We start from the raw sequence: 16,755 nt of genomic DNA on the forward strand, positions 1-16,755 counted from the left end.
GTTGTGCGTAACAATCACAAAAGTTTGATTGAATTTATCGCGCAGCGTAAAAAAAAGTGCGTGTAATTCCTTCGCGGAAGCAGAATCCAGATTTCCGGAAGGCTCATCGGCAAGCACCATTAAAGGACTATTAATTAAAGCTCTGGCTACAGCAACGCGCTGTTGCTCGCCTCCTGAAAGTTGTGAAGGTTTGTGGTGCATGCGTTCTTCCAAACCTAAAAAAGTTAAAAATTCGGTAGCTTTTTTTTCGGCTTCTTGTTTTGATTTTTTGGCGATAAACGCAGGAATACACACATTTTCGAGTGCTGTAAATTCGGGTAATAAATGGTGAAACTGAAAAACAAAACCAATATTTTTATTTCTGAAATCGGATAAATGTTTGTCTTTCATTTGCGAAAGCACTAAATCATCTACACTCACTTCGCCTTGATCGGCTTTATCCAAAGCTCCAATAATATGCAACAGCGTGCTTTTTCCGGCACCCGATGCGCCTACAATAGAAACCACTTCGCCTTTTTTAATTTCCACATCAACACCTTTCAGCACTTCTAAAGTGCCGTAAGATTTGTGAATGTTTGTTGCTTTAATCATAAAAATTATTTTTCAAAAACAATAAAAAAAGCAGACCTATAAGCCGGGTTCTGTCGAGTTCTATCATTTATCTGGAGTTGAATTCGCACTCAACTTCAATCAACCTACCCTCCGGAATCGAGCGAGCAGCTCTAAAGCTCCGGTATATTTGGTTTTTCAACCCATAAGGTTTACCCAAAACAACTGTTACCAATTGTTTTCGTGAGCTCTTACCTCACGTTTTCACCCTTATCCGCAAGCGGACGGTAATTTTCTGTGGCACTTGCTGTCTTCGTTGCCGAAGCCTTCCTGTTAGGAAGTATGGTGCTCTGTGTTGCCCGGACTTTCCTCTGTTTGAAAAACAAACAGCGATAGAACAGTCTGCTCCGCAAAATTACGTTTTTGTTTTGAATGAATAGAGAATAAATATGCTTCGAAAAAATAATTTTTCAAACGTTTTTTTTGTTTCGAAAAATAGCACTTCAAAAAAATAATTTTTCAAAGTGGTAAAATCTTCCACAATATAATTCCGCATTTGTGCGTTGGAAGCAGAACTAACAGCATCCTGTTTATAAGTTTAAGGAATACAGCTTATCACGCACCTGAATGTCTCTGTAATTTAGCAGCGTTTTTAAATATAAAACTCAAACACTATGTTTCATTCCACTCTTCTCCAAATTGCTACTACGCCTGCGGTAAGCGATACTTTGCACAAAGCAGCAGCTGCTTTACCAACTGTCGCTGGAGCTTCTGCAACAACAGCAACGGGCGAAAACACGCTTTCTTTGTTTGAATTAATTGAAAAAGGCGGATATATAATGTTACCCATTGCATTGCTGTTTTTTATTGCTACTTATTATTTGATAGAGCGCTTTATCTGTATTAAAAGAGCTTCTAAAACAGACGATAATTTTATGAATAACATTCGTGATTTCGTTCACAACAATAATATAGATGCAGCAAAAGCGTTTTGCAAAAACTCAGGTTCGCCTCAAGCAAAAATGATTGAGAAAGGAATTTTGAAAATGGACAGACCGCTCAAAGAAGTTGAAGAATCAATGGAAAGTACTGGGAAGATGGAGATTTATAAACTCGAAAAAAATCTCAATATCATCGCTATTATTGCTGGTATCGCACCAATGTTCGGTTTTATCGGAACCATTATGGGAGTTATTAAAATATTTTACAATATTTCCTTGGCGGATAATATTAGCATTGGCTTAATTGCTGGTGGTTTGTACGAAAAAATGATTACCAGTGCCGGTGGTTTAATTGTCGGGATTTTCGCCTTTATTAGTTATCACTTATTAAACATGATGGTAGAAAAAATTTCGCAACGTATGGAACGCACTTCCTTTGAATTTATAGAATTGTTGGAAGATCCTAAAAAATAATTTTCCCGAAACCATTCATTAAAAAACACAAAAATGCAACTAAGGAAAAAAGGTAAATTTACGGCTCACGTAGAAACATCATCGCTCAACGATATTATGTTTTTCCTTTTGCTGTTCTTTTTAATTGTCTCCACACTCGTAAATCCCAGTGTTGTTAAATTGACACTTCCGAATTCGAAACATTCGATTAAGATGAGTAAGGAGCAAATAACGATGGATGTAACCAAAGATTTACAATATTATATTAACAACAAACCTGTTGCTTTGGCAGATATTCCGGCGGTACTTGCATCAAAAATTGTTGGACTAACGGAACCAACAGTAGTTTTACGATTCGACAATTCGCTCTCGGTACAAAATTTAGTGGACGTATTGCAAATTGGAAATAACTTGAAAGTGAAAATGATTTTGGCGACAAAATCTTCTGATAAATAAGATGATAAGTAAAGCAGAAAAACAAAATAGAAGTTGGGCACTTGTTGGAACAATTTTGTTTCATGCCTTGGTATTTCTGTTTTTGTACTTGTATGTAATTGTTACGCCCATTCCTCCATTTCCTACAGCCGGAAGTTTGGGAATGGAAGTAGATTTCGGGAATAACATCAACGGAAGTGGACATACAGAAGCCAACGGAATGGGAGATGTCTCGAAGAAAGACAATAGCCAAGCACAACAAACTCCATCTTCCAACAAAGCCAGTGATAACAATGTGGTAACAAGCGATGTAGAGCCAAGTGTGAGTTTAAATGCCGCAAAGGATAAAAAACATTCCATCAAATCAAATAACACGCCCAATAATGTTCAGCAGCCCAGCAGCGATTTGAACAATGCTTTGAATAAATTTAAAAGCGATAAATCAAACGGACAAAGTGGAGGCGATGGAACTTCTAATCATGCCGGAAATGCTGGTAGTCCGGATGGAAAAACTCCTGGAGAAGGAAATGGCGTAGGTCAGGGTGGAGTAGGAGGAACAGGATATTCATTGGCAGGAAGACGAATGACGCACATTCCTTCTGTGGATTCTAAGAGCCCAGAACAAGGAAAAGTAGTAGTGAAAATTATTGTAGATCAAAATGGAAATGTATTGAGTGCTGTACCAGGCGAAAGAGGCTCTACAACTACAAGTTCTGTACTATATGCACAAGCGAAACAAGCGGCGCTTTCTGCAAAATTTAGTCCCAGTTCCGATGGTTCAACAGAACAAGAAGGGACAATTACGTTCATCTTTATTTTGCATTAATTTCGAAAAATTATTTTTTGAACCCGAATTATGAATTACCAACAAACGTTGGATTATATGTATGCGCAATTGCCTATTTTCCAACGAGTAGGAAGTGCTGCTTACAAAGCTGATTTAAACAATACCATTGCTTTGTGCCGTTTGGCGGGTAATCCGGAAAATAAATTCAAATCCATACACATTGCGGGAACCAACGGAAAAGGTTCTACTTCGCATTTGATAGCTTCGATTTTACAAGCGCAGGGCTATAAAACAGGATTATATACTTCGCCTCATTTAAAAGATTTTCGAGAACGTATAAAAATAAATGGAAAATTTATTTCTCAGAAATACGTCGTTGATTTTGTGAAAAAATACCAGCACGGATTTGAAGATATAAAACCTTCTTTTTTTGAAATGACGGTGGCATTAGCGTTTACTTATTTTGCAGATGAAAAAGTAGATATTGCGGTGATAGAAACCGGATTGGGCGGAAGACTGGATTCCACGAATGTGATTGTGCCTGAAGTCTCCATAATTACAAATATTAGTTTTGATCATACCGGAATTTTAGGAGATACGCTCGAAAAAATTGCGTACGAAAAAGCCGGAATTATAAAACCGAAAGTACCTGTTATTATTGGTGAAACACAAAATGCTGTAAAAAATGTTTTTTTAGAAAGGGCAAAAGAAACAGCTTCAAAAATTATTTTTTCGGATGCTGAATATCAAGTTGAAAATACGGGTTATGAAAAGGAACAGCAATTGTTTCGAGTGTATCATAAAAAGAAATTAAGGTTCGAAAAATTATCGTGCGAGTTATTGGGAGGCTATCAGAAAAAAAATTTTTCGGCAGTGCTAAAAACGATAGATGTATTGAACGAAAAAAAAATCGCGGTAAGCGAAAAAGCTTTGATAAAAGGATTTTCAACCGTAATTACAAAAACAGGATTGTTGGGCAGATGGCAAATATTATCTCGAAACCCGCTAACCATTGCTGATACTGGTCATAACGAAGCGGGAATACGTGAAGTGCTTCAACAAATAAAAAGTACGCCGCATCAAAAATTACATTTTGTAATCGGTATGGTAAACGATAAAGACATCAGCACAGTATTGAAATTATTACCGAAAAATGCTATTTATTATTTCTGCAAAGCGACTATTCCGAGAGCATTAAACGAAAAAGAATTACAACAAAAAGCAATTTCTTTCGGATTAAAAGGAAATTCTTTTTCAACTGTTGCAAAAGCCTTGAAAGTTGCTAAAATAAAAGCAAAAAAAGAAGATTTGATTTTTATTGGAGGCAGCACTTTTGTAGTAGCGGAAGCGATTTAGAGATTCGCCTCCAATCAATACAAATACAAAAAAAACGAAAAGACATTCAGAAAAATAATTTTCTCGAGCTCTATTTCCGAGTCTTAAAAAGTCGTTCTAAAAAATAATTTTTCAGAAGAAATTTTAATTCACAAATAATTTTAAAAGTTGGGAAAGCTTTGCTTTTAGGTCTTTGCGATGAACGATGGCATCTAAAAATCCGTGTTCCAATACAAATTCAGCTGTTTGAAATCCTTTCGGGAGGTCTTTTCCGATGGTTTCTTTTACAATTCGCGGTCCAGCAAAACCAATCAAAGCGCCTGGTTCAGAAATATTTAAATCGCCCAACATCGCGTAAGATGCAGTAACGCCACCCGTTGTAGGATCTGTCATTAAAGAAATATATGGAATTTTAGCTTCAGAAAGCAAAGCTAATTTTGCGGATGTTTTTGCCATTTGCATCAATGAAAATGCAGCTTCCATCATTCTTGCTCCGCCCGATTTAGAAATAATCAGCAAAGGTGTTTTATGCGCGATGCAATAATCAATCGCCAAGGAAATTTTTTCGCCTACCACCGATCCCATCGAACCACCGATAAAACTAAAATCCATGCAGGCAATTACCAAATTATTTCCGTCCACTTTTCCAGCGCCTGTTCTGATAGCGTCTTTCAAATCGGTTTTTTTGTGTGATTCAATCAAACGATCTGTATATTTTTTCGTATCCACAAAATTAAGCGGATCGCCGGCAATCAAATTCGGATTTAATTCTTTGAATTTATTTCCGTCAAAAAGAATTTCAAAATATTCTTTTGAACCCATTCTGTCGTGATAATCGCAATCCTGACATACATATAAATTAAGAATATGCTCGTCTGAAGAAGTAATTTTTTTACACGAAGGACACTTGTACCACAAGCCTTCCGGCGTTTCTTTTTTCTCTCTCGTGGAAGTGGTAATACCTTTTTTTATTCGTTGAAACCAGCTCATTTTATCTTTTTTTAATCAATCGTTAGCCGCGAAAATATCTGTTCAAAAAAATAATTTTTCAAAAGACAAAAACGCTGCTTAAAAATTTAAGCAATCGTAATTTCTTTTGATAAATAAACATCCTGAATTGTATTGAGTAATTCAATACCTTCTTTCACCGGTTTTTGAAATGCTTTTCGTCCAGATATTAAACCTTGTCCGCCCGCCCGCTTATTGATAACAGCCGTTGTAACTGCTTCCGATAAATCCGAAGCGCCTTTCGATTCTCCGCCCGAATTAATCAAACCCATTCTGCCCATATAACAATTGGCAACTTGGTAGCGACACAAATCAATCGGATGATTTGAACTCAATTCTGAATATACTTTCGGATGTGTTTTCCCGAAATTAACAGCCGTATAACCACCGTTATTGGTTGGTAATTTTTGTTTGATAATATCTGCTTGAATGGTAACGCCTAAATGATTGGCTTGCGCCGTCAAATCTGCGGAAGCGTGATAATCCACTCCTTCCTTTTTAAATCCGTTATTACGTAAATAACACCACAAAATCGTTGTCATGCCCAATTGATGCGCCATTTCGAATGCTTGCGCCACTTCTACAATTTGTCTGGCAGATTCCGGCGAACCAAAATAAATAGTAGCACCAATTGCTGCAGCGCCCATATTCCAAGCTTCTTCAACAGATCCAAACATAATTTGATCAAACTTATTCGGATATGTTAAAAATTCGTTGTGATTTATTTTTACGATAAAAGGAATTTTATGTGCGTATTTTCTGGATACCGAAGCCAACACGCCAAACGTGGAAGCCACGGCGTTACAGCCGCCTTCGATAGCTAATTTTACAATATTTTCTGAATCAAAATAAATAGGATTGGGCGCAAAAGAAGCTCCTGCCGAATGTTCAATGCCTTGATCTACGGGTAAAATAGACACATAACCAGTTCCAGATAATCGCCCGTGATTGTAAATCGAATTCAAATTACGCATCACTTGCGGACTGCGGTTGCTGAGCGCAAAAGTACGATCCACAAAATCAGCGCCTGGTAAATGCAAATGCTCTTTTGCAATGGTTTTGCAAGTATGTTTCAATAAACTATCGGCGTCTTTGCCTAATAATTCCTCAATTTTTTTGTATGCCATTTTTCGTCTCTTTTAAAAAGATTTTTTTGGGAAGACAAAGCTACAAATTTTTTTGAAAAAAGAGGAAAGCTTCTAAAACTCGCATCCATAAAAAGGTTTTGAAAAATTATTTTTTTAAACGCCCTTTTTTACTCAATTATTTTACTCTCCACCACCGGTATCTTGAATATCGGGAGCTTGTACGTTCATGTTCTTTCGTTTGAACAATGAAAAATCAGTTTGTCCGAAGCGGTAACTGAAAGTGAGTCGAAAAAACTGAGGATCTTTTACGCGCGAAGTAGTTTGATTGAAAAAGGAAGTGTTGGATGTGGAGGCGGTGATGGCTGTTGCAAATACATCTTTTACATTCAGCGTGAGAGATGCTGCTTTATTTTTCAAAAAATCATATTTGAGGGCAGCGTCCATCCAATAATTTGGTAAAATAAAACCTTGTACAGTGGAGGTAGGCGCACCACCCCAACGTCCGCCACCCTGAGTAGCAGGGATAATACTTTTTGATAAATAATTTCCCATCAATTGTACACTGAAATTGTACGGTAGTTTAAACGTTAAATTTAATTTTCCAAACCAACTGAGTTGCTGATTGGTAAGGTTGGCGCCTAAATTATTTCCATTGATTATTGATTCATACACGTTTACATTTGAGGTAATGTCTAACCAGCTTTTCAAAGAATTTTGTGAAGTAACCTCAAATCCATAAGAATTGGCAGAATTGGCATTTTCATAAGTATTCATAATAACGCTTTTCGCTAAAAATGCATTGTATTCTAATATTTGATAAGAAGTAATTAAATCGCTCACACTTTTGTCGTAAACAGAAAACATTAAACTGTTTTTTTTGTTGAATGTTTTTAAATAATTCAGCTCAAACGAATTGGTGAATTGAGGTTTTAAATTCGGATTTCCTTGCTTTAAATTTAAGGAATCAGAATAATCGATAAATGGAATCAATTGATAAAAAGAAGGGCGGATAACGTGTCTCGAATAATTAAATTGCAAATCGGTATTGCTTGATAAATGATAGGTCATATACGCGCTCGGAAACAAACTGAAAGGATATTGATTGTGGAACGTTTTGGAGGAATCTACTAATTGTCCGGAATAATAAGAACTTTCGATTCTCAATCCACCTTGGTAACTAAAACGTGTCCCAATATCCTGACTTAAAATAGCGTAGCCTGCATATACTTCTTGCGTAAAATTGTAATTTGTATTTTGAGAATTTATTTCTTCGTATTCATTGGAACTGTTGTTAAATAAATAATTGGAATTGATGCTATTCGTTCCGTTAAATGTGGCTTGTAAGCCTGTTGAGAAAATTATTTTATGTGCCAATGGATTGGAGTAATCGGCTTGGGCAATGACTTCATTGTTTAGTCCCTGTAATTTTTGTTCCTGTAAAATTTGTGTTCCCAGCGGTTTTCCATCCGAGTAATAATTTTGAGTTGCAAATAAACTGTTTCCGTTGCTGTTGCCTTGTTCTACTTGTACATTTGCTGTAAAAGTTTCATCTTCTTTCGGAAATAAATGTTTGTAAGCAATGCTTCCTGAATTGTGACTGAATGTACGCAAGCTGTTTGAATTTCGATAAGCGGAAGAAGTACTGGACGGAAGAATGCCGTGTAACGTATCTGTAAGAGTGCTTAAATTATCGTTAGTATTAAAATTTCCTCTTCCAATAACGCCAGAAACAGTGAGTGTATTCCGATTGTCCATAAAATAATCTACTCCAAATCTCGCAAAAGCGAAATGACCATTCATTGTGTTGGTGTCGTTTTGCAAAAAATTAGTTAGCGGAAATCCAACAAGGTTATTTCGTGTCGTTATTCCGTCAGTTATGTGATCTATTTGATGGTAATTTAAACTTCCGAATACATTCACTTTCCCTTGTCTCAAATTCATATTTAAACCTAAATTGAGTTTTCCTCTTTCATCTACACCCGCTTTCAGCGAACCATTGTAGCCCATCACTCTGTTTTTTTTCAATACAATATTGATGATTCCTCCCGATCCTGCGGAAGCATCGTATTTTGCGGATGGATTAGTAATTACTTCGACTTTGTCAATCTCATCTGCCGGAATTTGATCAATTGTAAGTGTCGTCGGCATTCCGTCTACATAAATAGTGGGAGATGAATTTCTAAGCGTAACGTTTCCATCAATATCAACATTTACGGCAGGTACATTCCGAAGTACGTCTTCTGCAGTGCCTCCAGCAGTGGTCAAACTTTTGCTGACATCAAACACTTTTTTATCCAATTTTAATTCCATCGCAGGCGCTTCTCCACTTACGGTAACCGTTTTTAATTTGTTGATGGAAGGACTGATTTTTATGTTTCCCAGATCAATGTCTACGGCATTAATCAAGCTGCTCATGCCACTCGTCGCGGAAGCAGGGTCGTCATTATTGGAGGTAGCACTTTTCTTTTTTGCATTCAATAATTTACCAATATTGAACGATACTTTTTGTTCGTACGGAGCATACCCAATTGCACTTATCTGCAAAGTATAATGTCCCATTACCGATAATTTGTCAAAACTAAATTCTCCGTTATCACCTGTTAATTGACCTGTAACCACTTGCATTTTCATAGATTGCGAAACAGAATCGAATTGCGAAGAAGAAAGTTGAACTGCCGCAAATGGCACGGATTGATTGGTGGTACTGTCGATAATTGTTCCGTAGAAATGTCCCACATTCATTCGCGCTCCAGACATTTGAGCATTTGTTGTTCCGATAAATAAGAAAGAGGCAAGGATAAAAAAATATTTTTTCATAAATTAAAATCTGTTAACATGTTAAAAAAATCTTCTTTGTATAAATCTCCGATTGGAATTTCTTTTTCGCCGATTTTGATATTCCTTTTTTGTACCGAATTTATTTTGTCAAGCGAAATAATGTACGAACGATGCACTCTAAAAAATTTTTTTTTCGGAAGCTTTTCTTCCATAAATTTCAGACTTTGCAAGGTTAAGATGGGTTTGTCTCCAGCATAAATTTTAATGTAATCTTTCAATCCTTCAATGTATAAAATATCTTTGAAATTAATTTTTACCATTTCATAATCTGCTTTCACAAACAAAAATGGGTGCTCTATTTTTTCTTTATTTTCAAGAGTGTTTAAGTGTAGCGAAAAATTATTTTTTTGATTGTAATATTCTTGTGCTTTATTGACTGCTTTTACAAACCGTTCAAACGGAATGGGTTTTACCAAATAATCCAACACATCTAAATTATAACCTTCCACAGCATATTTATCGTAAGCGGTGGTAAATATAATAATTGGTTGGTTTTTCAGCGTTTTTAAAAACTGAATTCCGTTGATATCTGGCATTTGAATATCCAAAAATAACACATCTATTTTTTCTTTTTGCAAAATCGGAATAGCTTCAAAAGCATTGCTACACTTGGCTACCAAATTTAAAAATGGAATCTTCTTGATGTATTCTTCCATCAAATCAAGCGCTAAAGGCTCGTCATCTATCGCGATACAATTCATCCTACCATTTAAAATTAATACACAATTTAACGGAATAATTATTTTCTGATTCGTCTATAAAAAGCTCATGAATAGTGGGATATAACAAATTTAAACGACGTGTTACATTTTGCAAACCAATGCCCGAACTTTTATCTTTATCATTATTTTTTACGGAAGGAATTGTGTTTTTTACGCTGAAAAAAAGCTGATGCTCGCTTGTTTTTAAATGAATGGTGATGGCAGAATTTTCCAAATAACTGATACCGTGTTTAAACGCATTTTCAACAAAGGGAATCAATAACATCGGCTCTATTAAATGATTTTGCATTTCACCTTCCGTCGAAAAATTAATTTTTACAGCACTCGAAATTCGCATTTTTTGTAAATCAATATAGTTTTGAATGTAGGAAATTTCTTTTTCCAAAGGCACTTTTTCATCGTTGGAATCATACAACATATAACGCATCAAATCAGCTAATTTTAGAATAGCAATCGGCGCGCCGTCTGATTTTTTGTAGGTCAACGAATAAATATTATTCAAGGTGTTGAAGAGAAAATGCGGATTTACTTGAGATTTCAAAAACAATAATTCCGATGATAATTTTTCATTTTCCATTTCTCTTTTTTGCTGTTCACTTTTAAACCATTCGCCGGTAATTTTTAACCCACCGCTAATGGTAAGCATCAACAACGATAATAAAATCGCTTTCGTTACAAAATAAAAATACAATGTGTGAGCCGAATGATGGTGTTGTGAATTTTCGATATGAAAAAGATAATCAATCTTTAATTGCAAGAAAACCATTAGGAAAATGCACAATACAATGACTATAATATAGAGGAAAACTTTTTTTCTGGCAAGTAATTTCGGAATGAATAATAAAATATTGGTATAAAAAAAGAGTGCTAAAATAAGTGTGTTGAAAATTATTTTTTGAATAAAATTGGTGTGAGTAAGCAATTCCGTATCAAGCATAAACGGAAACGAAACAAATAACAGCCACACAATAATGTGTATAGAAACAGTAAGTAGGCGTGATGGACGTTTCATTTATTGAGGAATAATTTTTCAAAAATAGCTTTTAATAGTGTTTGTAAGTTGTTAAATAGACTGAAAATCAAAATCTCTCTACATGTGCCTGTTTTTTGTCTATTGAAAATTATGAACAGAGTTCTAAAACATAGCTCAAAACAGATAACTTTGCCGAAAAATAACTTTAATATATTCAAAAATAGATCTTATGAAAAAACAACAAATCTTGATGTGCGTAATTGGTTTCGCAGCATTTGCGATGTTATTTACATCGTGTGCAACGGATAAATCAAACAGTTTTACAGCCAGAAAATACACGCATTTTAAAAGCGGTGAAGCAACCGTTTTTGCAAATCCTCGTTCTGAAAAAAAGGTTTCTGCAACGACTGAAAATACGGTTTCAAAAAATAATTTTTTGAACACTGAAAATACCTCTACTCAAAATTTAGTAAATAATACTACTGAAAATACTTCGGCAAAATCAACAAATCTTTTTGCTCACGCGATTACAAAATCAATCCGAAAAAATAATTTTTCAATCAACAAAACAGACGCTGTTGCTGCTATTGCTCCTGCATATTCCAAAGTGGAAACTACGCACGAAACGATTAGAAAAACTTTTACACATACAGCATCAAATCTCGATAACACGGATAAAATTGTACAAATTATTTGTGCTATTTTTATTCCGCCACTCGGAGTTTATTTACACGATAATGCTATAAACAATCATTTCTGGATTGATTTACTTTTAACTCTTTTATTTTTCTTTCCAGGAATGATTTACGCTTTGTTAATTGTAACAGATTCCATTTAATTTTAATGAAAAACATTCTCATTATCGGAGCAGGACGTTCCGCTTCCAGTTTAATAAATTATTTGTTGCAGCATTCGGCTTCGCTAGATACAACAGTAACCGTTGGCGATATTTCTTTGGCACTTGCCGAACAAAAAACAAATAAACATCCCAACGGAAAAGCCATTGCTTTTGATGTAAATAATTCTGCGCAGCGCGAAAATGAAATTACAAAAGCTGCGGTGGTGGTTTCCATGCTGCCAGCATCCTTACATTATTTGGTGGCGAAAGATTGTTTGCGTTTGAAAAAACATTTGGTAACGGCTTCTTATGTTTCGAAAGAAATTGGTTTGTTAGATGCAGAAGCGCGTGCTGCTGATATTTTGTTTTTGAACGAATGCGGTTTGGATCCAGGAATTGATCACATGTCTGCGATGAAAGTGATTCACGAAATTCAAAATGATGGTGGAAAAATAAATTCTTTCAAATCATATTGTGGAGGTTTGGTTGCTCCAGAATACAACGACAATCCTTGGGGCTATAAATTTTCATGGAATCCGAGAAATGTAATTTTAGCCGGACAAGGAACCGCTCAATATATTGAGAACAATCAATACAAATACATTCCTTACAACAGACTTTTTACACAAACTGAAAAAATAGTTGTAGATGGAATAGGGGAGTTGGAAGCGTATGCGAATCGTGATTCTTTGTCGTACAGAGAACCTTATGGATTGGAAAATATTCCAACTGTTTTGCGCGGAACACTTCGGATGAAAGGCTATTGTAAAGCCTGGAATGCCTTTGTACAATTAGGTTTAACAGACGATTCATACAAAATAAAAGATGCTGAAAAACTTACGTATTACGATTTACTCGAAGCATTTTTACCGAACGGAAATCAATCAGTTAAAGAAAAATTAGCGCACTTTTTGGGAGAAAATAAAGATTCCGAAGTAATGCAGAAATTAGATTGGCTGGGTATTTTCGAGAAAAATAAAATTAATTTGAGCGATGTTTCGCCGGCGCAAATTCTACAAGATTTATTGGAGAAAAAATGGTTACTAAAACCTGCGGATAAAGATATGATTTTGATGCAGCACGAGTTTGAGTTTGTGAAAAATGCTAAAAAAGAAAAAATTATTTCTTCCTTAATGGTGAAAGGTGAAGACCAAACCTATACTGCGATGGCAAAAACAGTCGGACTTCCGATGGCAATTGCAGTAAAACTTATTTTAACTGGAAAACTAAAACGTAGAGGAGTGGCAATTCCTATTTATCCTGAAATTTATAATCCTATTTTAGAAGAATTAGCAACGCTTGGAATTGAGTTTGTAGAAAAAAAAGTTTCTGAGTAAATAAATATTCACACAAAAAAGCGGCTTCGAAAAATTAATTTTTCGAAGCCGTTAATCTTCGTAATTAAATCGCGCTAAAATTTCCTTAAATGTGTTGTTGAGCGATTTTATTGTTTCTGGACTTAATTGATTTTTATATTGATTAGTTTTTCCTGAACGGCGATGCGATGTTTCATTCGGAATTTCTAAAGGTCTTGTTTCTTCATAAAGTTGATTTAAAATATTTTTTTTTACGTGAATGTATTTATTTAATCTTTTTGAAAAGAAACTCCAATTGTCAATCATGTCTTCGTATTTCAAAACAATACTTCGATTGCAATTTTGATTCAACGTATCAAGCAATTGAAAATGTTTTAAAATAGTTGGCGCGGTTTCAAGGGCATATTCGTCCACTGTTTTCTGCTGAATTTCATTTTGCTTTTTTTCTTGATTTCCGCGAATTTCTTTTACGGGACTAAATCCGTGTGTATAGCCAAAAGAGTGATAAGCAGAGATGATTATGTCTCGTGGATCTCGAATAAAAAAAACAGCAATTTTATTTTGTATAAAAGAGGTATTTGACAAAAGCTTTACAAACATTTCGTACTCTGGTGCATTCGGAGAAATAGATAAACGAATAGGTCCGTAAACATATCCTTTCTTTTCAAAAATTATTTTTTTGATTGGGATTCCTCGGTAAATCATATTCGCGTAATCTACTTTTTCTAATCCTGTTAAATTGCTCAATACTAAATTAGAAAACAAGGTGCTTGCTGATTTGTGGAAAGTATAGAAATAGACAGATTCTCGCGGAACTTGGATAAATTTCGAGATGCGGGTAATGACTAATTTTATTGATTTTTTCAGCAGAAAAATATTTTTAAGAAACAAGTTTACGGAATACTTTCCAAAAAAAGCGGCTTCGGAAAATATTTTTCCGAAGCCGTAAAACCATCACAAATTACTTTTAATTATCATCCGAATCACGGTCGCGCGGAACAGTTGTGTCGATGCCTTGGCAATCAACGCAAGTAAGTCCGCTTGGACTCATAATCCAACGTCTGTTTACCATATCTCCATCGTAAGTATCCGTTACATTATCAATATCGTCTAACATATTTTTAGTGCTTTTATCAATATAAATAATTTTATTTTGAGGCACTTTTAAGATAAACGTAATTTGTTGATTTCTCCATTTTTCGTTTTCTGCTAATTTGAAAATAGGATCAAAATTAAGCACAGAATCGTTTTGGATAAAGGAATAGCTGATGTCTTTCGCAAAAGTAAACGCCTCTTTTTTGTCGCTTCCGTAAGAGATTTTTGTAACCTCTAATTGAAAACTATCTGTTTTACTCGGAACAATTTTCAAATTGGCATACAAATTATTTACGCTGATTCCGTTGAAATAAATTCCATTAAAGTAAAAATGATTGTGATGAATTCGGTGGTGCGAAAAAACTTTAACATCAGTATTGTCATCTGTTTGAGGCTCTGTACCTTTTAAATATAAAGTATTGTGAAGCGGTTGTTTCAGAGCTATCGTTTCAGAAATTCTGGATGATTCATCAAAGCTTGAAACCGAATCCATGGTAACATAAAAACCAATTAGCAAGCCGATAATCCACAAAGGATACGTGATAAATCGAAGCCAATGATGCGGAGTTTTTATATTTAAAATAGTGCGAAAACCTATATAAATAATATACAAACATGGAATTCCGATAATTAAAAACAAGGCAATGAGCGATAAATAAATTTGCTGTTGCGAATTGAAAAATGTTTCTAAAAAGTGGGACGAATCATGGTGCCAGAAACCCCAAAAAAACATTTTCATTAAAACGATAGTGATCGTAAAACCAATGATAATCAAGAATACAGAAACTATTTTTGCGATAATCCGAAAAGCTCTCCCAAAAATACTGGTGAAAAAATCAACAAATGTATTTCCAACTCCTTGTGCAAAAGATTTTGCTTTTTCTTTGTTTTCGGGTTTGGTGAAATCATCCATTCGCTTTTTCAAATGTTCCATTTCTTCTTGTATGGATTTTCCGATGTTATTGATGTTCACATTTTCTCCACGCATTTCCAATTTCTCTGCAGTAGTGCGGGCTTTCGGAATAACAATCCATAAAATGATGTAAAACAAAAATCCGGAACCAAATACGAAAAACGAAATCGCAAAAGCCAAACGCAACCAAATCGGATCCATATCAAAGTAAGCAGCAACACCAGCACAAACGCCTCCCAGAACTTTATTATCCTCATCTCTAAAAACACGTTTTCTGTGATTTCCAGAAGAAGAGTATTGATTTTCGTTGGTATTATTTTCTGTTGTTTTCTCCGCGTTTTCTTCGCTTGCAAATTGCTCTGGTTTTCCCATTAATTGCGTTACAGCATCCACATCTGCCATTACAATAACTTGTTTGGCGGTACTTATTTTTTGTTGTAAAATTTCAGCAATTCTACTTTCAATGTCTGCCATAATTTCATCACGACCATCAGAGTCTTTAAAAAAACTTTTGATGGTGCTGAGGTAATTGCTGAGCGCGTTGTAAGCGTCTTCTTCGATGTGAAAAATAATTCCGCTGATGTTGATGGTTACAGTTTTGTTCATGGTTTTGTAGGTTTAGAAAATTCGGGTTTTAAAAATTATTTTTTTGAAGTTGCTTTTTTTACTGCTTCTACTAATTCGTTCCAAGTCATGTTTAGTTCGTCCAGAAATTTAGTTCCAATTTCTGTGAGTTTGTAATATTTTCTCGGAGGTCCGGAAGAAGATTCTTCCCAGCGATACGTTAATAAGCCTTCGTTTTTTAATCGCGTAAGCAAAGGATAAAGCGTTCCTTCCACCACAATTAATTTAGCTTGTTTCATTTTTTCGATGATTTCCGAAGGATAAGCATCTCCGCCCGACAAAATAGAAAGGATACAAAACTCGAGTACTCCTTTGCGCATTTGTGCTTTTGTGTTTTCTATGTTCATGGTTTTTAATTTGATGACGCAAAGATATGTATTTTAAATAATACTATGCAATACATAGTACTATAATTATATTTAATGTATTGATATACAGGTAGTATAAATTTTTCAAATCGTTTTTAAACCCTCTTTAATCGAAAGAAAGTAGCAGAAGTCCATAAAATCACACAATTAAATCATAAGTACAAACTAACATTTCTTAAAAACATTTTTAGAGCTGTTAGTACCTTACTAAGAGCTGTAAGTATCTACCTAAGAACTGTTAGTATGACACTAAGAACTGTTAGTGCCTACCTAAGAACTGTTAGTACCTCACTAAGAGCTGTAAGTGCCTACCTAAGAACTGTTAGTAAGATACTAAGAGCTCATACTGCCTCACTCACAGTTCATACTGAGACACTCACAGCTGTGACTAAGATACTCACAGCTCATTAATAAATGCTATTATCCTCTCAAGACGCTTGTTTAACAAGGCAATTCCGTTTTAAAAGTACTC

General features: G+C 35.0%; 15 protein-coding genes and 1 other RNA gene. 6 read left to right on the forward strand and 10 right to left on the reverse strand.

Annotated elements, in window-relative coordinates; genetic code table 11:
- Positions 1-591 (reverse strand): ABC transporter ATP-binding protein (locus tag ABIZ51_07705; protein ID MEO7088659.1); only part of this gene is annotated, 591 nt, incomplete at its 3' end.
- 23 nt (positions 592-614) lie between these two features.
- An RNA gene (gene rnpB, locus ABIZ51_07710) (RNase P RNA component class A) lies at positions 615-958 on the reverse strand.
- Positions 959-1,223: 265 nt separating this feature from the next.
- Here rnpB and ABIZ51_07715 point away from each other — a divergent pair.
- Genes ABIZ51_07715 through ABIZ51_07730 form a run of 4 tightly spaced genes read left to right on the forward strand, consistent with a single transcriptional unit; the run spans position 1,224 to position 4,521 of the window.
- The gene (locus tag ABIZ51_07715; GenBank protein ID MEO7088660.1) at positions 1,224-1,964 is read left to right on the forward strand and encodes a MotA/TolQ/ExbB proton channel family protein; all 741 of its coding nucleotides are present in this window, start codon (positions 1,224-1,226) and stop codon (positions 1,962-1,964) included.
- Between the two features lie 33 nt (positions 1,965-1,997).
- Positions 1,998-2,399 carry a biopolymer transporter ExbD gene (locus ABIZ51_07720; GenBank protein ID MEO7088661.1) on the forward strand — a complete coding sequence of 134 codons (402 nt, stop codon included), beginning with the start codon at positions 1,998-2,000 and terminating at the stop codon, positions 2,397-2,399.
- Between the two features lies 1 nt (position 2,400).
- Positions 2,401-3,204, forward strand: a complete 804-nt coding sequence (locus ABIZ51_07725) for a hypothetical protein (protein MEO7088662.1) — start codon at positions 2,401-2,403, stop codon at positions 3,202-3,204.
- A gap of 30 nt (positions 3,205-3,234) precedes the next feature.
- Entirely contained in the window at positions 3,235-4,521 is a 1,287-nt protein-coding gene (locus tag ABIZ51_07730) for a folylpolyglutamate synthase/dihydrofolate synthase family protein (GenBank protein MEO7088663.1), read from the forward strand.
- 123 nt (positions 4,522-4,644) lie between these two features.
- Here the strand turns inward: ABIZ51_07730 and accD are convergent, their stop codons facing one another.
- The 5 genes from accD to ABIZ51_07755 form a co-directional block, all read right to left on the reverse strand.
- Positions 4,645-5,490: an acetyl-CoA carboxylase, carboxyltransferase subunit beta gene (gene accD, locus ABIZ51_07735; protein ID MEO7088664.1), complete on the reverse strand. Its 846-nt coding sequence runs from the start codon at positions 5,488-5,490 to the stop codon at positions 4,645-4,647.
- Between the two features lie 86 nt (positions 5,491-5,576).
- Positions 5,577-6,635: a class I fructose-bisphosphate aldolase gene (locus tag ABIZ51_07740; protein ID MEO7088665.1), complete on the reverse strand. Its 1,059-nt coding sequence runs from the start codon at positions 6,633-6,635 to the stop codon at positions 5,577-5,579.
- Positions 6,636-6,776: 141 nt separating this feature from the next.
- Positions 6,777-9,413 carry an outer membrane beta-barrel family protein gene (locus ABIZ51_07745; GenBank protein MEO7088666.1) on the reverse strand — a complete coding sequence of 879 codons (2,637 nt, stop codon included), beginning with the start codon at positions 9,411-9,413 and terminating at the stop codon, positions 6,777-6,779.
- Positions 9,410-10,135 carry a LytTR family DNA-binding domain-containing protein gene (locus ABIZ51_07750; GenBank protein MEO7088667.1) on the reverse strand — a complete coding sequence of 242 codons (726 nt, stop codon included), beginning with the start codon at positions 10,133-10,135 and terminating at the stop codon, positions 9,410-9,412. The genes ABIZ51_07745 and ABIZ51_07750 overlap by 4 nt, the downstream gene beginning before the upstream one ends.
- Before the next feature lies 1 nt (position 10,136).
- The gene (locus ABIZ51_07755; GenBank protein ID MEO7088668.1) at positions 10,137-11,168 is read right to left on the reverse strand and encodes a histidine kinase; all 1,032 of its coding nucleotides are present in this window, start codon (positions 11,166-11,168) and stop codon (positions 10,137-10,139) included.
- Positions 11,169-11,358: 190 nt separating this feature from the next.
- Here ABIZ51_07755 and ABIZ51_07760 point away from each other — a divergent pair, with 190 nt between their 5' ends.
- Together ABIZ51_07760 and ABIZ51_07765 are read left to right on the forward strand one after the other, a co-directional pair.
- Positions 11,359-11,967, forward strand: coding sequence for a YqaE/Pmp3 family membrane protein (locus ABIZ51_07760; protein MEO7088669.1), 609 nt, complete (start codon positions 11,359-11,361; stop codon positions 11,965-11,967).
- Positions 11,968-11,972: 5 nt separating this feature from the next.
- Positions 11,973-13,304, forward strand: coding sequence for a saccharopine dehydrogenase C-terminal domain-containing protein (locus tag ABIZ51_07765; protein MEO7088670.1), 1,332 nt, complete (start codon positions 11,973-11,975; stop codon positions 13,302-13,304).
- 51 nt (positions 13,305-13,355) lie between these two features.
- Here the strand turns inward: ABIZ51_07765 and ABIZ51_07770 are convergent, their stop codons facing one another.
- From ABIZ51_07770 to ABIZ51_07780, 3 genes are all read right to left on the reverse strand, one after another.
- Positions 13,356-14,174, reverse strand: a complete 819-nt coding sequence (locus ABIZ51_07770) for a sulfotransferase domain-containing protein (GenBank protein MEO7088671.1) — start codon at positions 14,172-14,174, stop codon at positions 13,356-13,358.
- Between the two features lie 76 nt (positions 14,175-14,250).
- Positions 14,251-15,897 carry a PspC domain-containing protein gene (locus ABIZ51_07775; GenBank protein ID MEO7088672.1) on the reverse strand — a complete coding sequence of 549 codons (1,647 nt, stop codon included), beginning with the start codon at positions 15,895-15,897 and terminating at the stop codon, positions 14,251-14,253.
- 35 nt (positions 15,898-15,932) lie between these two features.
- Complete coding sequence (locus tag ABIZ51_07780; protein ID MEO7088673.1) at positions 15,933-16,262, reverse strand: PadR family transcriptional regulator; 330 nt, start codon at positions 16,260-16,262, stop codon at positions 15,933-15,935.
- Positions 16,263-16,755: the final 493 nt, after the last annotated feature.

It is taken from the genome of Bacteroidia bacterium, from assembly GCA_039924845.1.
Classification (GTDB): domain Bacteria; phylum Bacteroidota; class Bacteroidia; order DATLTG01; family DATLTG01; genus DATLTG01.